Source organism: Alcaligenes sp. SMD-FA (genome assembly GCF_025960365.1).
In the GTDB taxonomy this organism is placed as follows: Bacteria; Pseudomonadota; Gammaproteobacteria; order Burkholderiales; family Burkholderiaceae_B; genus Alcaligenes; species Alcaligenes aquatilis.
The window spans coordinates 2,160,734-2,179,575 of the sequence record NZ_CP110108.1; the positions used below are offsets into that span (position 1 = coordinate 2,160,734).

17 protein-coding genes are annotated in these 18,842 nt (G+C 55.7%); 3 read left to right on the top strand and 14 right to left on the bottom strand.

Annotated elements, in window-relative coordinates:
• Positions 1–135: 135 nt before the first annotated feature.
• Together OKX01_RS09980 and OKX01_RS09985 are read right to left on the bottom strand one after the other, a co-directional pair.
• Positions 136–489, bottom strand: a complete 354-nt coding sequence (locus tag OKX01_RS09980) for an RnfH family protein (RefSeq protein ID WP_264671707.1) — start codon at positions 487–489, stop codon at positions 136–138.
• Positions 482–916, bottom strand: coding sequence for a type II toxin-antitoxin system RatA family toxin (locus OKX01_RS09985; protein WP_042480744.1), 435 nt, complete (start codon positions 914–916; stop codon positions 482–484). Before OKX01_RS09985 ends, OKX01_RS09980 begins: the two co-directional genes overlap by 8 nt.
• Before the next feature lie 59 nt (positions 917–975).
• Between OKX01_RS09985 and smpB the strand changes: the two genes are divergently transcribed.
• On the top strand, positions 976–1,440 hold the full coding sequence (gene smpB / locus OKX01_RS09990; RefSeq protein ID WP_042480746.1) for an SsrA-binding protein SmpB: 465 nt from the start codon (positions 976–978) through the stop codon (positions 1,438–1,440).
• 33 nt (positions 1,441–1,473) lie between these two features.
• Here smpB and OKX01_RS09995 read toward each other — a convergent pair whose 3' ends face one another.
• The gene (locus OKX01_RS09995; protein WP_264671708.1) at positions 1,474–2,784 is read right to left on the bottom strand and encodes an NAD(P)/FAD-dependent oxidoreductase; all 1,311 of its coding nucleotides are present in this window, start codon (positions 2,782–2,784) and stop codon (positions 1,474–1,476) included.
• A 341-nt stretch (positions 2,785–3,125) separates the two neighbouring features.
• On the opposite strand from OKX01_RS09995, the gene OKX01_RS10000 reads away from it, so the two are divergent.
• Complete coding sequence (locus OKX01_RS10000) at positions 3,126–3,767, top strand: TetR/AcrR family transcriptional regulator (RefSeq protein WP_234354308.1); 642 nt, start codon at positions 3,126–3,128, stop codon at positions 3,765–3,767.
• A gap of 468 nt (positions 3,768–4,235) precedes the next feature.
• Here OKX01_RS10000 and ppsA read toward each other — a convergent pair whose 3' ends face one another.
• The gene (gene ppsA, locus OKX01_RS10005) at positions 4,236–6,602 is read right to left on the bottom strand and encodes a phosphoenolpyruvate synthase (RefSeq protein WP_094196806.1); all 2,367 of its coding nucleotides are present in this window, start codon (positions 6,600–6,602) and stop codon (positions 4,236–4,238) included.
• Positions 6,603–6,771: 169 nt separating this feature from the next.
• Between ppsA and OKX01_RS10010 the strand changes: the two genes are divergently transcribed.
• A complete protein-coding gene (locus OKX01_RS10010; RefSeq protein WP_094196807.1) occupies positions 6,772–7,605 on the top strand; it encodes a pyruvate, water dikinase regulatory protein in 834 nt (277 codons plus the stop codon).
• A 143-nt stretch (positions 7,606–7,748) separates the two neighbouring features.
• Here OKX01_RS10010 and OKX01_RS10015 read toward each other — a convergent pair whose 3' ends face one another.
• From OKX01_RS10015 to rseP, 10 genes are all read right to left on the bottom strand, one after another.
• A complete protein-coding gene (locus OKX01_RS10015; RefSeq protein ID WP_203226755.1) occupies positions 7,749–9,197 on the bottom strand; it encodes an amidase in 1,449 nt (482 codons plus the stop codon).
• A gap of 256 nt (positions 9,198–9,453) precedes the next feature.
• A complete protein-coding gene (locus tag OKX01_RS10020; protein ID WP_094196808.1) occupies positions 9,454–10,236 on the bottom strand; it encodes a TrmH family RNA methyltransferase in 783 nt (260 codons plus the stop codon).
• Between the two features lie 10 nt (positions 10,237–10,246).
• Positions 10,247–10,852, bottom strand: a complete 606-nt coding sequence (gene rnhB, locus OKX01_RS10025) for a ribonuclease HII (protein WP_094196809.1) — start codon at positions 10,850–10,852, stop codon at positions 10,247–10,249.
• A complete protein-coding gene (lpxB, locus tag OKX01_RS10030) occupies positions 10,849–12,030 on the bottom strand; it encodes a lipid-A-disaccharide synthase (RefSeq protein WP_238988679.1) in 1,182 nt (393 codons plus the stop codon). Before lpxB ends, rnhB begins: the two co-directional genes overlap by 4 nt.
• A gap of 77 nt (positions 12,031–12,107) precedes the next feature.
• Positions 12,108–12,896 (bottom strand): acyl-ACP--UDP-N-acetylglucosamine O-acyltransferase, encoded by a 789-nt coding sequence (gene lpxA / locus OKX01_RS10035; protein WP_264671709.1) that lies wholly within the window; start codon positions 12,894–12,896, stop codon positions 12,108–12,110.
• A 3-nt stretch (positions 12,897–12,899) separates the two neighbouring features.
• A complete protein-coding gene (gene fabZ, locus OKX01_RS10040; RefSeq protein WP_003799758.1) occupies positions 12,900–13,355 on the bottom strand; it encodes a 3-hydroxyacyl-ACP dehydratase FabZ in 456 nt (151 codons plus the stop codon).
• 12 nt (positions 13,356–13,367) lie between these two features.
• On the bottom strand, positions 13,368–14,501 hold the full coding sequence (gene lpxD / locus OKX01_RS10045) for a UDP-3-O-(3-hydroxymyristoyl)glucosamine N-acyltransferase (protein ID WP_108727528.1): 1,134 nt from the start codon (positions 14,499–14,501) through the stop codon (positions 13,368–13,370).
• Positions 14,502–14,507: 6 nt separating this feature from the next.
• Positions 14,508–15,062 carry an OmpH family outer membrane protein gene (locus tag OKX01_RS10050; protein WP_094196813.1) on the bottom strand — a complete coding sequence of 185 codons (555 nt, stop codon included), beginning with the start codon at positions 15,060–15,062 and terminating at the stop codon, positions 14,508–14,510.
• Between the two features lie 61 nt (positions 15,063–15,123).
• Positions 15,124–17,466 carry an outer membrane protein assembly factor BamA gene (bamA, locus tag OKX01_RS10055; RefSeq protein WP_094196814.1) on the bottom strand — a complete coding sequence of 781 codons (2,343 nt, stop codon included), beginning with the start codon at positions 17,464–17,466 and terminating at the stop codon, positions 15,124–15,126.
• 52 nt (positions 17,467–17,518) lie between these two features.
• Entirely contained in the window at positions 17,519–18,841 is a 1,323-nt protein-coding gene (gene rseP / locus OKX01_RS10060; RefSeq protein WP_264671710.1) for an RIP metalloprotease RseP, read from the bottom strand.
• Between the last annotated feature and the right edge of the window lies 1 nt (position 18,842).

Genomic DNA, 18,842 nt, shown 5'->3' on the forward strand with positions numbered 1-18,842 from the left:
TTTTACCCACCATAATGCGAGCCGCCCCCTTTAGTTGTCGTGCTGATGACAATCAGCATTTTCATAGGGAGCAGCGCCAGGCAGAAGGCGACAGTCTAGCTGAAAGTAGTGGCCTGATGATCAGGCCGGAATGAACTAGGCGCGGACGGGTTTGCGGCGGGGTCTGGCGGCAGCGCGGGCCGCCAGCTTGTGCGCGTAGCGACGACGGCGGGAATCCATCGGGTCAAAGACCAACTCACGGTAGACCTCCACCCGGTCCTGATCCTGCAAGAGCTGATCCAACTGGCAACGTTGGCCATAGACACCGACGTGCAGTGCGTCCAGGCCCTGTTCATCATCCAGCGGTGGCAGGCCGCACTCACGCAGCCCTTCGGCAATTCCTGCCGTTAACAGGGCATCACGGACACAACTGCCCGCAGGCAAACGCAGGGCGGCTTTCCAGACCTGGGCCTGAGTGGCCACAATTACGCTGACGGATAACTCAGTCACCGTAAACCTCTTGGGCGCGGCGCGTAAAGGAGTCGATAAAGCTGTTGGCAACGCGGTTAAAGATGGGACCCACGACCATTTCCAGCGCGCGGCTGGAGAATTCATACTCCATGGTGAACACGATCTTGCAACCGTCTTCGCCCAAAGGAGTAAACTGCCAGTCCCCCGTCAAGGCCGAGAACGGGCCTTTGACCAGGCGCAAGACAATACGGTTGGGATAATCGTGTTCGTTGCGTGTGGTGAAGGTTTGACGAATACCCGCAATGCTGATGGTCACCGAGGCTTCCATCCCCTTTTCATCGCGCTGATTGACGGTCGCGCCACCACACCAGGGCATGAATTCAGGGTATTTTTCCACCTCTGCAACCAAATCAAACATCTGTTCGCAGCTATAAGGAAGGAGGACGGAGCGTTTTACTGTATGCATCAGGTCTGGTTAATAGATAGAATGTTCTGATTTTACAATCTATGGTTGGCAATTAATTCATGAGTATTGTTGATAATCGCAAGGCTACCCACGAATATTTTATCGAAGAGCGCTTTGAGGCCGGTCTGGTCCTGGAGGGCTGGGAGGTCAAGGCGATCCGAGCTGGTCATGTTCAGCTCAAAGAAAGCTTTGTCATCGTACGCGAAGGCGAGCTGTTTATTATCGGGATGCACGTCAGCGCCTTGCCGACCGCGTCCACCCATATCCGGCCCGATGCTACTCGTACACGTAAACTACTACTCAAAGCCGAAGAAATCAGCAAGCTGATTGGCAAGGTTGAGCAACGTGGCTACGCCCTGGTTCCCCTGAACCTCCACTACAAGAAAGGTCGTATCAAGCTGGACTTCGGCCTGGGACGCGGTAAAAAACTGCACGATAAACGTGATGTTTCCCGCGACAAAGACTGGAAGCGCGAACAAGAACGCTTGATGAAACACGACACCCGCCGTAAGACGAATGAATAAAAACGGGCTAAAAAGCCCGTTTTGTTCCAAGTCTCAATGTAATTTAACACGAGGGGCGGCCCGTTTGCTGAGCAAACGGCCCAAAGCCAAGGTTGCCGTTCGCGCAACCCCCAAAATCGCCATGTGGTGCATCAAGTGCAGGCTCATATACATAATGCGAGCCAGCAAACCCTCTACAAACCAGCTCTTGCCAGATAAAACCCCCATCAGGCTGCCTACCCCACGGCTATGGCCCACCGAGACCAGTGAGCCGTAGTCCTTGTAGACAAAGGGAGCTTCATCGACCGGCTTGCCTTGAATGCGAGCAGCCAACCGCTTGCGCAAGTAACTGGCTTGCTGGTGTGCGACCTGTGCGCGAGCAGGCAAGAACTGGCCTTCCTTGTCCCAAGGCACTTGCGCGCAATCGCCCAACGCCCAAATATACGGATCGGGCGTAGACAAACAGGCGTCCAGCACCAGTTGATTGATCCGGTTGACCGGCAAACCGAGTTGGCCCAAGAAGGCAGGGGCTTCAATCCCTGCGGCCCAGACGCACAAATCGTTGGGATACTGGCCACCGTTCACATCCTCAATGTGATCAGCCGCCAAACGGCTGACTCGCACCGAGGTCCGTACCGCCACACCACGCTGCTCCAGCAGGCTTTGCGCGGTAGCCGATAGCTTGGGCGGCAAGGCGGACAGAATGCGATCGGCACCTTCCAGCAAGGTGATACGCACTTCGCGGTCCGAGCTGCTGCCCGGAATGCTGTAAATGCTTAAATCGGCACGGGCTTCCAGCAACTCGGCTGCCAGTTCTACCCCGGTAGCCCCGCCCCCAACAATATTGATGTACAGGGGCGCCCCCGGTTCACGCTGCGCGCGGCGGGTCACACTGATCAGCTCATTGAGCAGCTTCAAACGGAAACGCTCGGCCTGATGAGTCGAGTCCAAGGCCAGCGCATGCTCATGGGTGCCAGGCGTATTGAAGAAATTGGATTTGCTGCCTACGGCCATCACCAGCGTACCGTAGGACAGGCTGCGCTCCGGGAAGACTTCTTCATGGTCGGGTCCCAGGACCGGAGCCAGCGTGATCGTGCGTTGCTCGCGGTCTATGCTGATCATTTCACCTTGAATAAAGGTAAAACCGCAGTCACGCGCCAGCATGAAATACGACAGCCCCTCGCGGTGAATATCCAGGGTACCGGCAGCCACCTCATGCAATGACGGTTTCCAGATATGGTCGCTGTCTTTGTCGACCAAAAAGATATGCTGACGCCCGAACTGACGCCCTAATTTGGCAGCCAGCTCCAGGCCTCCTGCCCCGCCCCCAACAATCACCACTTGATACGACTGCGTAGTAGACATCCACAACTCCTTGGGCCTTGTCTTAAGCAAAGAGAGTATCAGAACCGCCGCCTTATACTTTAAATCAAAACAGATAAGGACTATAGCGATCTGTAGACGCCGCCAGGCGCGTCCAGAAGCACTGCCCCGTGCAACCACCCGAATGTGTGGCACTTTTGCGCTTTACTAGGCCTTAGATCAAAGACTGAGGCAAACAAATAGGCCCAATAGCAGTGCATGTCGTAAAATTAAGGGGTTTGGTCTTGCCTTCCCTTAACGGTCGACATGGAGCAGCAGCACAGCAGCCATTGATACGGTATGATGCTGGCTTTGTCCTATTCACTTAATTTTTGCCTGCCATTATGCATGACGATGTTCCCCGAAAATCCCAACGCGCGACTCGAAAGGGGCGCGAACGCCGCGACAAAATCCTGGAAGTGGCTTCCGAGGTTTTTCGCGAGAATGGTTTTGAGGCCACATCCATGTCCCAAATCGCTGCATTGGCAGGCGGCTCCAAGGGCACGCTCTACAATTATTTCCCATCCAAAGAAGACCTCTTGCTGGCTGTCCTGCTGACAGGTGCCCAGGAATTTACCGAACAGGTTCTGACCAAGCTGGACTGCGAAGGTGATATCCGCCAGGAACTGCAGAGTTTCCTGCTGCCCATGCTGCGTAATCTGTACTCCAAGCAAACCGCCCAGCTTTTGCGTATCGTGGTCTCTGTCGGTGGACACAGCGACATCGGCAAACGCTTTATGGAGATGCTGGACGACCAGATCTGGGACGGAGTGCAGTGTTTCTTTGCTCACCATATCGAGCGTGGCACGCTACGCCGGCTGGACCCGGTATTAATGGTGGAACACTTCCGTTGCCTGAGCGAAGGCGAAATTGTATTGTTGCTCATGGGGGCGATGGAGCCCTGGAGTGAAGAGCGCATTCAAACTGAGACGGAACATATTCTGGATATGTTCTTACACGTTTACCAAATCGACGCAGCAAACTAATACCAGCCAATCAGCTGCAGCGCTGATTGTTCTGTCCATACACGGTTCCTCTCCCCTTAGCAGCGAACCCGTCAAGACACTCCGAATCCATGCCGCCCGATCCAGGGCGGTTACGGCCATTCCCCATCACGGCCTCTCACCCGCGCCCTGTCCTGTTCCGTTCTGCTCATCAGAATTGCAGCCTGCCCCTCTCCTTAGCCGCACACCAATAGGCACGAGCGCTTGGCAATACCTATACAAACTTGTACAAGCACTCCAGCCAGCCAAAGCGCCAATATGCACACCCAATCAGCAAGCGCTGCAAAACAAAATCGCATGAGCACGGCCAAGAGCCATAGCAAGAACAAAAGCACAAGATACGTCCCCAAAACGACAACACCCCGACATGGAAGCTCCATGCCGGGGTGTTAGGTCTTACCTGACTTGACCCGCGTACTGCCAGAGATTTCGCTAGCAGTAACTTACGTCTTAGACCTTGGCCAGACGTTGCCAGGTATCCACAACCGTATCCGGGTTCAGCGACAGCGAAATAATGCCTTCATCGCTCAGCCACTTGGCCAGATCAGGGTGGTCGCTGGGGCCTTGGCCACAAATACCCACGTATTTGTTTTGTGCCAGGCATGCCTTGATGGCACGACTGAGCATGAACTTCACAGCCTCGTCGCGCTCGTCGAAGTCGGCAGCCAGCAGCTCCATACCGGAGTCACGATCCAGACCCAGAGTCAACTGAGTCATGTCGTTGGAACCGATGGAGAAGCCGTCAAAGTACTGCAGGAACTGCTCGGCCAGAATGGCGTTGGAAGGCACTTCGCACATCATGATCAAGCGCAGGCCGTTTTCGCCACGAGCCAGACCGTGGGAAGCCAACAGGTCCACAACACGTTCTGCCTGACCCAGGGTACGCACGAATGGCACCATGATTTCGACGTTGGTCAGACCCATTTCGTCACGCACTTTCTTCAGGGCTTCGCATTCCATCTTGAAGCATTCTGCGAAGTCTTCGGACAGGTAGCGAGCCACACCACGGAAGCCCAGCATGGGGTTCTCTTCCTCAGGCTCGTAGCGCGAACCACCCACCAGCTTGCGGTATTCGTTGGACTTGAAGTCCGACAGACGCACGATGACGGGCTTGGGGTAGAAGGAAGCGGCCAGAGTCGCAATACCTTCGGCCAGTTTTTCCACGAAGAAAGCACGTGGGCTGGCGTAGCCACGAGCCGCCGATTCCACTGCCTTTTTCAGGTCGCTATCCACATTGGGGTAGTCCAGAACGGCTTTGGGGTGAATCGCAATGTTGTTGTTGATGATGAATTCCAGACGAGCCAGACCCACACCATCGTTAGGAATTTGCGAGAAGTCGAAAGCCAGTTGGGGGTTACCCACGTTCATCATGACTTTCAGGCCGATCTCGGGCATTTGGCCCCAGCTGACTTCTTCGATCTCGGTTTCCAGCAGACCGTCGTAAATCCGGCCTTCGTCGCCTTCAGCACACGACACCGTCACTTCCTGACCTTCTTTCAGCACGTCTGTGGCGTTGTTGCAACCGACCACGGCAGGGATGCCCAGTTCGCGAGCAATAATCGCCGCGTGGCAGGTACGACCGCCACGGTTGGTGACGATAGCCGAAGCCAGCTTCATGATGGGTTCCCAGTTAGGGTCCGTCATGTCGGTGACCAGCACGTCGCCGGGTTTGACCAGATCCATCTCGGAGGCGTCTGCCACGATACGGACTTTGCCCGAACCGATCTTCTGACCAATAGCGCGGCCGGTAACCAGCACTTCGCCAGTGGCTTTCAGGCGGTAACGCTCTTGCACGTCGTTGCTGCCTTGCTGGGACTTAACGGTCTCAGGGCGGGCTTGCAGAATGTAGATCTTGCCGTCGATACCGTCACGACCCCACTCAATGTCCATAGGACGCTGGTAGTGTTTTTCAATGATGGTGGCGTAACGAGCCAGCTCGATCACTTCTTCGTCGCTCAGGGAGTAACGGTTGCGCTCGGACACCGGCACGTCTACGGTACGCACAGCGTGATCAGTCGTACGGCCTTCGTCAAATTCCATCTTGATCAGCTTGGAGCCGATACGGCGGCTGATGATGGGGTAGTGACCGGAAGCCAGGGTTGGCTTGTACACGTAGAACTCGTCCGGATTGACCGAACCTTGAACCACGGTTTCGCCCAGGCCGTAAGAGGACGTCAAAAAGACCACATCCTTGAAGCCCGATTCAGTGTCCAGGGTGAACATCACACCAGCGCTGCCCTTGTCGGAGCGCACCATGCGCTGAATACCCGCGGACAGCGCCACTTCAGCGTGGGCGTAGCCCTTGTGCACGCGGTAGGAAATAGCGCGGTCGTTGTACAGGGAGGCAAACACGTGGTGAATCTTGCTCAGCACCTCGTCGATGCCCACCACGTTCAGGTAGGTTTCTTGCTGACCAGCAAAGGAAGCGTCAGGCAAGTCTTCAGCGGTGGCGGAAGAGCGCACGGCAAACGAACCCTTGCCGTCTGCATCCAGTTCAGCAAACGCGTCACGTACGGCTTTTTCAAACTCGGCCGGGAATGGAGTGTCGATGATCCACTGGCGAATTTCGGCACCGGCAGCGGCCAGTTCGCGAACGTCGTCGGCGTCCAGCGCGTCCAGACGCTGCTGAATGCGCTTGTCCAGATCGTTGTTTTTCAGGAAAACGCGGAATGCTTCGGCTGTTGTGGCAAAACCACCTGGCACGCGCACACCAGCGTCGGCCAGTTGACTGATCATTTCGCCCAGCGACGCGTTTTTACCGCCCACTGTGTCGACGTCCGTCATGCGGAGCTTGTCGAAACTAATTACGTAAGACATAAGTCACCTTGAATAGAAAAAAAAGCGTGTTTGCTTAAGGCAGTGATCCCAACAGCGCTGTCTGTGTGATCTGTCCTAAGCAAACCTGCCTTTCCATACCCCGATCCGAGCGGTAAATGGTAATCTTGCAAATTGTACCGTTTCCCGAGCATTGTGCACGACTTATTCCATGACATCTTCTCCTATTGAGCGTACCGTCTTTGTCGTTTCTGACAGCACGGGCATTACCGCCGAAACTTTCAGCAACTCCGTCCTGTCGCAATTCGCTCAATTCGAATTTCAGGCCGTCCGTATCCCCTTCATCGATACCATCGAGAAAGCCCAAGCTGTCGCTGATCGCATCAACCAATGCGCTCAAGAGCAAGGCCAGCAACCGCTGGTATTCAGCACTTTGGTTGACCCCAAGATGGCGCACATTATTGGCGCGGCCAACTGCACCTTCCTGGATCTGTTTGGTGCCTTTGTACGACACATTGAACGCGCCCTAGGAGTGAAGTCCAGCCGTTCCGTAGGCCGTTCGCACTCCGGTGGCATGTCCAAGCGCTACAACAATCGCATTGAAGCCATCAACTTCAGTCTGGCGCACGACGATGGTCAGTACGTGAATGGTCTGGAACAAGCCGACGTGATTCTGGTGGGTGTATCCCGCTGCGGAAAAACGCCTACCAGCTTGTACTTGGCGATGCAGTACGCCGTCAAGGCCGCCAACTACCCCATCATTCCCGAAGATTTCCAGCGCGGCACCCTGCCCGCCACGCTGGCTCCCTACCGGAAAAAGATTTTTGGTCTGTCCATTCATCCAGACCGTCTGTCTGAAGTGCGTAATGAGCGCCGTCCGGGAAGCAAATACGCCACCATCGAGCAGTGCCGCATGGAAGTGGCTGAGGCGGAACGTTTAATGCGTATGGAAGGCATTCCCTGGCTGTCCACCACCACCAAATCCATCGAGGAAATCTCCACCAAAATTCTGGATGATGTCGGTTTGGACCGCCGCTCTTACTAAGGATCGAACAGCTAGTCCGGGCGATACCCCTACGGGAGTATTCGGACAGCCTCAACATCAAGGCCTGATCTCGGTATCACACCGAACTCAGGCCTGTTTGTTGGCCGCTGCTACGGTGTCAGATCTGCTGCTTTTGTCCGCACTCAATCCAACTTGCCCACCCAAACCTGCGGGTGCTGATCACTCCAGGGCAAGGCTTGCTCCAATTGGCCAGCCAAGCCAAACAAGAGGCATTCCTGGCCATAAGCGGCCGTAAACATCATGCCTATGGGTAAGGAAGTCGCCACATCCTGCCCGGCCGGCACCGACATGGAGGGTGAGCCACTGATATTGGCCAAAGCCGCAAAAGGTGCTTGCTTAAAGACGTGGGCAATCCAGCCCAGGCCATCCACCTGATCCTGTATCTGGTTGTACTCACCCACCCTCATGGGCAGCGCAGGTACGGTGGGAGTCATCAGGACATCATATTTCTGGAAATACGCGCCCAGATTCCGGGAGACCGTATTACGCACGGCGATCGCCCCCAAAAGATCAATTCCGCTAATCTTCTTGCCGTAGGCATAGGCCGCCAACGTGGCCTGTTCCAGATACACCTCATTCACCGGCCGCCCGGTCGCTGCGGCAATGCTGTCTATCCACGCCGCCGTGTTCACATTCCAGAATTGGGCATTGGCGTGTACAAAAGCCTCCCAACTGACGCCGGAATCAAATACCAGGGGTTCGACCTGATGGCCCAGAGACTCCAGCACCGAGGCCATATCAATCGCCTTGCCGGCAATGACAGACTCGGTTTTATCACCGCTGGGCGGGTCCATCATCAACCCGATACGCAAAGCGCCTGGATTTTTCTTCACAGCCGATAGAAAGGTCTGAGGGGGTGCTGCCGTGTAATACGGCTCACCAATACCGGGACGGCTAATCGCATCCAGCAAAGCAGCGCTGTCTCGCACGCTACGACTGACGCCCAGGTGGGCCAGCAAACCGCTCCAGACCTCATCTTGCAGGGGACCGCTAGAGACCCGCCCCCGAGTGGGCTTCAAGCCGAACAAGCCGTTCACAGCCGCCGGGACACGAATAGAGCCACCGCCGTCAGTTGCGTGAGCCACCGGCACCATCCCTGCCGCGACCGCGGCTGCCGAGCCTCCTGTCGAGCCACCGGCATTAAAGGCAGGGTTCCAGGGGTTCAGCGTAGGGCCTACGCAGCGCGCCTCCGTCGTTGTACTGATGGCAAATTCCGAGGTCGTGGTTCGACCCAGGGTGACCAGTCCCGCCTCCTTGTAGAGGCTCATCAAAGTACTGTCCGCATCCATGACCATACCTTGCGCCAGCTTGCTACCCAGCTCGTAGCGTTTGCCCTTCATGGTGATGGCCAGATCTTTAATCAAAAACGGGACACCGTAAAGTACGGAGTCCCGGTCAGCATGGGGGTCAATCTCCCCGTCCCAGCTCTCTACCACCGCATTGATTTTGCTGTTCAATGCATCAACCGCTTTCTTGCCCACCTGACTTAATTCTTGAACACTGATGTGTTTCTTGGCAACCAGCTCAGCCAACGCCAAGGCATCATAGGTCGCGTATTCGCTAAGTTTCATTGTTGACCTCATCTGAAAAAGATTAGGAATCCAACCGGATACAACGATGGAGCGATACAAGGTGACAAAGCGGCCCTCAGGGAGCCGCTAGCAGACAAGCGTCAATGCCCTATGCACTCAATGCTCACGTAGCGATAAGCAGACGCCTTAGTGGATGATTTACTTGATTTTATAAGTGGAGACAAGAGCGACATCAAGAAAGAAGTCACTGACACCGGCTGACTCTTCCCGGTACGGTGCAATCAAGCCGCCAAGACTAGCGGCTGTGCTGACGACGCTGCTCGTACAGACAAAGGGCGGTGGCAATCGCCACGTTCAAGGACTCCACGCCGGGCGCCTGAGGGATGAACAAACACTGATTCGCTTTGGTCAGCAAGGCCGGGCTAACACCTTGCCCTTCATTGCCAAAAACCCAAATTCCCTGGTCGGGCAAGCTGGATTCATACAGGTCCTGGGCATCTGGCCCCAAGGAGGTCACCAGCACCGGCAAGGCAGCTTTTTCAAGCAGAGCCACACCATCGACCTGCTCATGGATTTGAATGGAGAAATGGGCGCCCTGTGCACTACGCAGCACTTTCTGAGACCAGACGCTGGCACAGCCTGGCGTCAGATACACGGCCTCCAACCCCACCGCCACCGCCGTTCGCAAGACGGTGCCCACATTACCCGGGTCTTGAACCTGATCCAGCAAGATGGCACGTTTTGTGGGAGCCGTCCAAACCTGCCCTCGAGGTACGCGAACAATAAAGCCTATGCCCTGCCCCTGACCAACTTGGGATACGGCATTCATCAAGGTTGCATTGAAGGTCACACTGCTATGACCTGGCAAGAAGCGCGCCAGTTCGAGCAACTCGTCCGAGTGGCGGTCCATCTCGAAAACGGCCAGTTCCGGCAAACCTCGGCGCTCCAGCCACATCTGGCATAGATGAATGCCTTCCAACCAAATCAACTGATCGCCCCCGTCCAGCTCGCGTTTATCGTGAGCCAGGCGCTGCACTCGTTTGAACAGCGCATTATCTTTGGATTCAATCAGCCTCATTTTCTTCAACTTACCTAACTAGAGATGCGCGTACCGGCGCGAAACTTCGACGATGCTCGGGGCAAGGCCCGTGCTGAGACAAACGGTCCAAATGCAAGGCCGTCCCGTAGCCTTTGTGCTGATCAAAACCGTATTCAGGATAGTCTCGGTGTAATTCCAGACAGACCGCATCCCGCGCTGTTTTCGCCAAAATGGATGCGGCCGCAATGGCAGCATGGCTGGCGTCACCTTTGATGATGGCTTCTGCCGGGCAGCACAGGCCAGTGGGAATACGATTGCCATCCACCAAGGCTTGCTCAGGTTTGACGCTCAGGCCATTACAGGCTCGTTGCATCGCCAGCATGGCGGCGTGCAAAATATTGATGTCATCAATTTCTGCGACGGTCGCGCTGGCAATTTCCCAGGCCAAAGCCCTTTCCTTGATCAGAACGGCCAAGGCTTCACGCCGTTTGGCGGTCAGCTTCTTGGAGTCGTTCAGGCCTTCAATGGGATTGTTCGGGTCCAGAATCACAGCAGCGGCAAAGACGGGACCGGCCAATGGGCCACGCCCCGCTTCATCCAGCCCCGCCACCAAACCTGCCGAGACATCACTGACCAATAAATCCAGCTGCTTCATGCACGTGCCATATTCAAAATAACCTCGGCCGCCAAAGCAGGCGTGTCCCTGCGCAAGGTCAAATGCATCTCGGTAAAGACTTGCTCGATATGCGCCACATAGCTCTGATCGCTCAAGGCTTTCCAGCACGCTTGCGCCAGTTTCGCTGGCTGGGCATCTTCTTGTAGCAGTTCGGGTACGACAAAATCCCGAGCCAGCACATTGGGCAAACCCACCCAGGGCACATAAGGCCTGTCCTGACCGGACTTCCACCGTATGATGCGCTCCATCATGGGGCTGAGCACATACGAAATAACCATAGGCCGCTTGTACAAGGCAGTTTCCAGGCTGGCAGTACCACTGGCCACCAGCACAGCGTCACTGGCTTCCATCACCGTCCAGGCGGGTGGGCGAACCACGCCTTCCGAATCAGGCTGACGAATACCGACCGTATTGGCATCAATAATGTGTAAATTGCGGATGGGATGCTGAGCCAGCGCTTCCTCAAACTCCTGACGACGCTTGGGATTCACCATAGGCACCAGAATCGTCAGATCCGGATCCTGGTCCTGCAAGATCTGCACGGCCTGCAAAAAGCGCGGTGACAGCATCTTGACCTCGGAGGAGCGGCTGCCAGGCAGCACGCCCAGAATACGACCTGTCTCGGGCAAGCCCAGGCGACAGCGAGCGTCAGCCTTATCCGGCTGCAAGGGAATATTCGCCGCCAAGGGATGGCCCACATAGGTCACCGGAATGCCTTCCTTTTCGTAGATCTCGGTCTCGAAAGGAAACAGTACCAGCATATGGGAAACCGCTTCGCGGATTTTGTGGATGCGCTCGTAGCGCCAGGCCCAGATCGAAGGCCCCACAAAGTGCACCGTCGGCACGCCAGCCTGACGCAAACGATGCTCCAGGCGCAAATTGAAGTCCGGCGCATCAATGCCCACAAACACATCGGGACGCTGACGCAACCATTGATTGCGCATGCCCAAATACGTGGAGACCAGACCCGGAATACGTTTGAGCGCCTCGACGTAACCAAATACCGTCAAGGCGTCCATGGGGTAGTATTGGTGAAATTGCTGGGCGGCCATCTCGGGGCCGCCTATGCCTTCTACCTGCACGCCAGGATTGCCCTGGCGCAGCCCTTGAATGATACGGGCCGCCAGCAAATCGCCAGACGGCTCGCCCGCTACCATTCCTATACACAGATCCCGCTTGGCCCCTGTTTGCCCCGACCCGTCTGAACGTGCCGCTAATGGGCTGGAGGCGCTGCTCATGGTCTGCAAATACCCCGGCTGGAGTCATTCAGAAAGTCGATCATGACCTGTACGGCCGCACGGCACTCAGGCTGCGTTTCCTGCAAGGCTTGCATCTGCTCCACGGCCTGCTCCACCGTCAGCTTGCGACGATACAGCAGCTTGTAGCTTTCCTTCACCGCCGAAATCGCTTCAGCCGGGAAGTTGCGACGGCCCAGGCCTTCGCTATTCACACCGACAGGACGGAAAGGATCGCCTGCACCAATCACGTAAGGAGGAATATCCTGACGCACCGAGCTGGTACCACCAATCATGCTGTGTGCACCGATACGACCGAACTGATGCACAGCCGTCAAACCGCCCAGAATGGCCCAGTCGCCAATATGCACGTGGCCGCCCAGTTGGACGCTGTTGGCGATAATCGTGTGATTGGCAATCTGGCAATCATGTGCAATGTGGGTGTAGGCCATGATCCAGTTATCATTGCCGACACGGGTCACACCGACATCCTGCACCGTACCGGTATTGATGGTGACGTACTCACGAACCATATTGCCATCGCCGATTTCCAGACGAGTCGGTTCACCCGCGTACTTCTTGTCCTGCGGCATGCCACCAATGGAGCAGAAACGGTAGAAATGGTTGTTGCAACCAATCGTGGTCACGCCATCAATCACGCAGTGGGGCCCCACTTTGGTGCCCGCCCCTATCGTGACATTAGGCCCAATGATGCTGTAAGGCCCGACCTCGACATCATCTGCAAGCTGAGCGCCCGCTTCGATGATGGCCGTTTCATGAATACGCATAAACTATTCTTCCAATTGACGGATCGCACACATAATTTTAGCTTCGGCAACCACTTGGCCATCAACCAAGGCACGGCCCGTGTACTTGCACAAGGCGCGGCTGATGCGATCCGCGGTCACTTCCAGACGCAACTGATCGCCTGGCATCACGGGTTTGCGAAAACGCGCGCCATCCACACCAACCAGGTAATAGGCTAGCTTGTTGTCCACTTTGGCGTACGGATCCTCAGGATCGGTAAAAGAGAACAGCGCCGCTGCCTGAGCCATGGCTTCAATGATCAAGACCCCAGGCATAACCGGCATGTGCGGAAAGTGACCCGTAAAAAAGGGTTCATTCATCGACACGTTTTTAATGGCGACGATGCTCTTGCCGGGCACCAGTTCCAAGACGCGATCAACCAGCAGCATCGGGTAACGATGAGGGAGGCGATCCATAATTTGTCGAATGTCGAGTTCCATGTCCTGTCCTGCTTATTTTTGTTTATTGATATGTTCAGATGATTCATTTGCCCCATCAGCCTGCTGACGCTCCAAAGAGCGCAGGCGACGGCGCAAACCGCTCAATTGCCCCAGCACGGCAGCGTTTTTCTGCCAGTCCTGATGCCCAGCAAAGGGATAAACCCCGGTATAACGTCCAGGCTGACTGATATTGGAGGTGACAGCCGTACCGCCAGAGACGTGTACATCGTCACCCAAGACCAGGTGGCCCGAGAGCATCGCTGCCCCAGCGATCGTACAACGCGCCCCGATCTGGGTAGAGCCGGCCACCCCCACACACGCCGCCATGGCCGTGTGCTCGCCAACCTGCACGTTGTGCCCGATCATAATCTGGTTGTCCAGCTTGACGCCGTTGGCCAACACGGTGTCATCCAGTGCACCACGGTCCACCGTGGTATTGGCGCCGATTTCAACATCGTCGCCAATACGCACGTGGCCGATCTGTGCAATCTTGGCCCAGGCACCCTTGCCTTTCACTGGATCCGGCGCAAAACCAAAACCGTCCGCGCCCAGCACTACGCCCGAATGCAAAATGGCGCGAGCACCGATATGCACCTGGTGGTAAAGAGTGACACGCGCATGCAGTAAACAGTCTGGCCCCAAGGTAGAGCCTGCGCCAATCACGCAATGCGCACCCAAACGGGTGCCACGTCCGATCTTGACGCCGGCCTCCACCACGCAAAAGGGCCCGACCGACACGCCCTCGCCCAATTGAGCACTAGGGTCAATCACCGCACTGGGATGGATGCCCTGGGGCAAATCCGCCATGCGCACCTGATCAAAACGCTGAGCCAGCAGCGCATACATTAGATAAGGCTCTGAGCACAAAACCGGAATAAAGGACGGTGTAAAGCCCAGATCCTCGTAGACCTGTGGCGTCAAAATCACCACCGCAGCACGGGTCTGCTCCAGCAGATCCTGCATCTTGGGATTGGACAGAAAGCTGATTTCTTCCGGACCCGCAGAAAGTAAAGAGCCTAGGCCCCGAATCCGGGGCATAGGCTCTTTAATGCCTTCTGGCAGCTTGCAATCCAGTCCGGTCTTGTTGATGGCGTCTATGAGTTCAGACAGCTGTACAGCCTGATCAACGTTCAGCAATACCGGCATAGTGCATCAACCGCCCAGTGCTTTCAGAACTTCCTCGGTGATGTCCACACGTGGGCTAACGGTGACCGCGTCCTGAATGATCAGGTCGTAGCCTTGCGAGTCAGCAATACGCTTGATAGCGGCATCAGCCTGCTCAACGATGGCCGAGAACTCTTCGTTGCGGCGACGATTGAAGTCTTCCTGGAATTCGCGGCGCTTGCGCTGCAAATCGGAATCCAGGTCAGCCAGTTGACGCTGACGCTTCACACGATCGGACTCGGACAAGACAGGAGCATCCTTGTCGAACTTCTGAGCTTGCGAACGCAGGTTGTTGGCCATGCGCTCCAGCTCTTCGTCACGACGCTTGAATTCTGCTTCGATTTTGGTTTGGGCCGCTTTGGCGGGCTTGGAATCACGCAAAATGCGCTCTGTGCTGACAAAACCAATTTTGGTCTGGGCCTGAACAACAGGAGCAGCGGTCATGGCGCCGACACCCAGCGCGGCAGCCAGAACGAGCGCGTTATTGCCACGCGACAAGCTGCGGGCGATGTTTGTAAGTTTTAATGCGATGTTTGACTTCATGAAAAATCTACCTTGCTAATTAGGCTGCAGAATAGTGCAATTGTGCCACTAAACACGAACATCAGAAAGCGGTACCAATCTGGAACTGGAAGGCTTGTTTATCGTCGCCTTCCTTGGCGCGCAGGGCGCGACCATAGGACAACTGCAACGGACCGAGTGGGGACTCCCACGACAAGCCCAGACCTGCAGCGTACTTCCAACCGCATGGATCCTCCGACAAACGGTCAGGACGACCCATTGGGCAACCACCGCTGGTGTTGTCAACTTTACCGGCATCGGCAAAGACGAACCAACGCAACGTACGGTCACGTGAGGCACCGGGGAATGGCAGATACAGTTGAGCGTTGGCAATCATTCGACGCGAACCACCCAGGTAGTCGCCCGTCAAGATATCGCGTCCGCCCAAGGATGCACCTTCGTAGCCACGTACCGACCCGATACCACCGGCGTATACGTTCTTGATCACCGGGAAACTCTTGCCACCGATGCTGCGACCGTAGTCAATCGCCCCGTTCAGAGCCAGCGTGTAAGCACGCCCCAAAGGAATATAGTGCTGATGGCTGGCACGCAGCATGTAATAGCGCAAATCCATCGTACCCATATCAGCCGACAGACTGGTCAAGCTGCCCTTGTTGGGAGCAATCGCGCTGTCGCGAGTATCTTTGGACCAACCCAGGTTGAAAATAAAGGTGTTGGTGCCTTCACCGTACTCGTTTACGTAATCCTGATAGGCACGGGGTGTGTACTGCGGGCTCAGGCGCGAGAGCTTGTTGTGCTCGAAGTTCACGCCCATGAATACACGGTCGTACTCGGAAATAGGCACACCGAAGTTCAAACCGGCACCGATTGCGGTGTTCTGGTAATCACCCCAACCATCATTGGACTGGTAAGGCGTGGTACGACGGTAGTAAATCGAGGTGGTCTTGCTGATGCCGTCACCTGTCCAGAAAGGATTGGTATGGCTGATCACCGCCGCACGGTTCACTTTACTGGTATTGACCTGCAAGGACAGACTGTTACCACTACCGAAGATGTTGTCCTGACTGATACCGGCTGACAGCATCAGCTTGTCAGTCGAACCGTAACCAATACCGAGGTTAACCAAGCCGGTGGGCTTTTCTTTCACGTCCACGTTCACGTCGACCTGGTCAGGCGAACCCGGTACAGGCTTGGTATTCACATCTACTTCATTGAAGTAGCCCAGACGGTCGATACGGTCACGCGAGAACTTGATGGCGTCCGAGTCATACCAGGCCGCTTCCTGCTGACGCATTTCACGACGCACCACTTCATCACGGGTACGGACGTTCCCACCCACCTCAATACGGCGCACATACACGCGACGACCGGGATCGACGTAGAAGGTCAAGTCAGCCGTGTGATTTTCGCGATCCAGCACCGGGTTCGGGTTGGCATTCGCAAAGGCATAACCCAAACCACCCAGATATTCGGTGATCGATTTTACGGTAGCGCTGGTCTTGTCCGAGGAAAACACTTCGCCTTCTTTTTGCTGCACCATCGGCTCGATCTTGTCTTCCAGACCCAGCAGATCACCGGCCAATTTCACGCTGCTCAAGGTGTAGGGCTGGCCCTCGTGAATGGTCAGGGTAATGAAAATGTCTTTGCGATCGGGCGAAATCGATACCTGAGGCGCTTCGGCCGAGTACTCCAGGAAACCACGATTCAGGTAGTAGGAGCGGATACGCTCCATATCCCCTTCCAGTTTTTCGCGGGAGTATTTATCAGTGCCGGTGTACCAGGTCATCATGCCCGAGGTCGTCAGCTCCATCTGATCGAGCAAGTCACCTTGCGAGACGGCTTCCGTACCGACGATGCGGATTTCCTTGATCTTGGCCAAGCCACCCTCAAAGATGTCAAAGCTGACACCGACGCGGTTACGTGGCAAAGGCGTGATGATAGGCGTGATTTCCACACCATACTTGCCCTTGGACAAGTACTGTTGTTTCAGCTCGAATTCAGCACGTTCCAACATGGAACGGTCAAAAACCCGGCCTTCTCCAAAGCCTACCTGGGCCAGGGAGTTGATAATATTCTTGGCGTCGAACTCGCGCATGCCATTAAAAGACACGGAGGCGATGGTTGGACGCTCCTTGACGTTAACGATCAGCACATTGGTGCTGGTGTCAATTTGCACGTCACTGAAAAAACCGGTGGCGTACAAGCGCTGAATCGCGTCTGCCGCCTGCTCTTCCGAGAAGGACTCACCGACCTTGACAGGCAAAGACGAGAACACGGCACCGGGATCGACCCGCTGGATGCCATTGACTTGAATATCGCGCACGACAAACGGTGCAAATGCATTCGCCAAGGCGGGGGCAAGCAGACTTGCCACCAATACGGGCAGAACACGCAACGCAAAAGTAGGTTTCCGGCTAAACGACATCCTGGACAATCCTTGGTCGGTCAAATGGTTGGAAATTGTATGCCACCCGCTCTCAACTGAAAAGACGGGTGATGTCATTAAAAAAAGCAATACTCATCAGCACAGCCAACAAGGCCAAACCCAGCCGTTGACCGACAAGCATCATACGCTCCGAAGCGGGCTTGCCGCGCACGGCTTCGATGGCATAGTACAGTAGATGCCCACCGTCTAGCATAGGTACGGGCAATAAATTCAGTAAACCAATGCTAATACTGATCAAGGCCAAGAAATTCAGGTAGGCAATAAAGCCAATACGCGCTGTCTGACCTGCATAATCCGCAATAGTAACCGGCCCGCTGACATTACGTACAGAGACATCCCCCGTAATCATGCGCCCGATCATCTTCAAAGAGAACCAGAAAGTCTGCCCGGTACGGGTAAATCCGCGCTCCACGCTCTCGATGGGCCCATACCGCACCAAGGTCATGGGCATATCCATAGCCACTTGGGCACCAATACGCCCTTGAGCCTTGGCATCGCTCTGGGGAGTGAGCAGCAGGCGTTGAATTTCACCCTCGCGCAGCACCTCAAGCTCAAGTGTCTTACCCGCAGATTGTTGCACCTTTTGAACGAACGCCGTAATTCCAGGCTCGATCAAATCATCCAGCCGGAGAATAAGGTCGTCTTTTTTCAGACCTGCTTGTTCGGCTGCCGTATCTTTAAACACTTCTTGGACAACGGATCGGGCCGGGCGTAACATCAGCCCAGCCTTGGCCATCAGGTCCTGCCCGTCCGGCAAAATCTCGCCAGCCGGTAATGTCAGGTAACGATTTTCTTCTCGTCCCAGCAGGTCCTTGACTCCCACTTCAAGCTCGCCGCCCGAGGACAAGGCATCCATAAAGGCCCAGCGCGCCTGCAACCAGGAATCCACAGGTTTGCCATCCACCGAGACCAGACGATCCCCAGCCTGGAAACCGGCCTGAGCCGCTGGCGTGCCTTCTGGGACGGGACCGATTTGCGCGACGGGCTCCTGGGCTCCTAACAACCCTACAAAGGCATAAATCACCACCGCCAGAATCAGGTTGGCCATTGGACCAGCCAGCACAATCGCGGCACGCTGTCGCAGGGGCTTGTGATTGAAGGACTCGTCGATCTGTGCCTGCGTTGCATGAGCAGGCGGATCATTTTGCATGGCGACGTAGCCGCCCAAAGGAAGAGCAGAGACAGCCCATTCGGTGCCGTTCTTGTCGAAACGACGGTACAGCACCTTGCCAAAACCGATAGAAAAACGCTCTACACGCACGCCGCAACGACGAGCCACCCAGTAGTGGCCAAGCTCGTGAAAAGTCACCAGCACGCCCAAGGCTACCAAGAAAGCCAGAACCGTGAAGAGCATG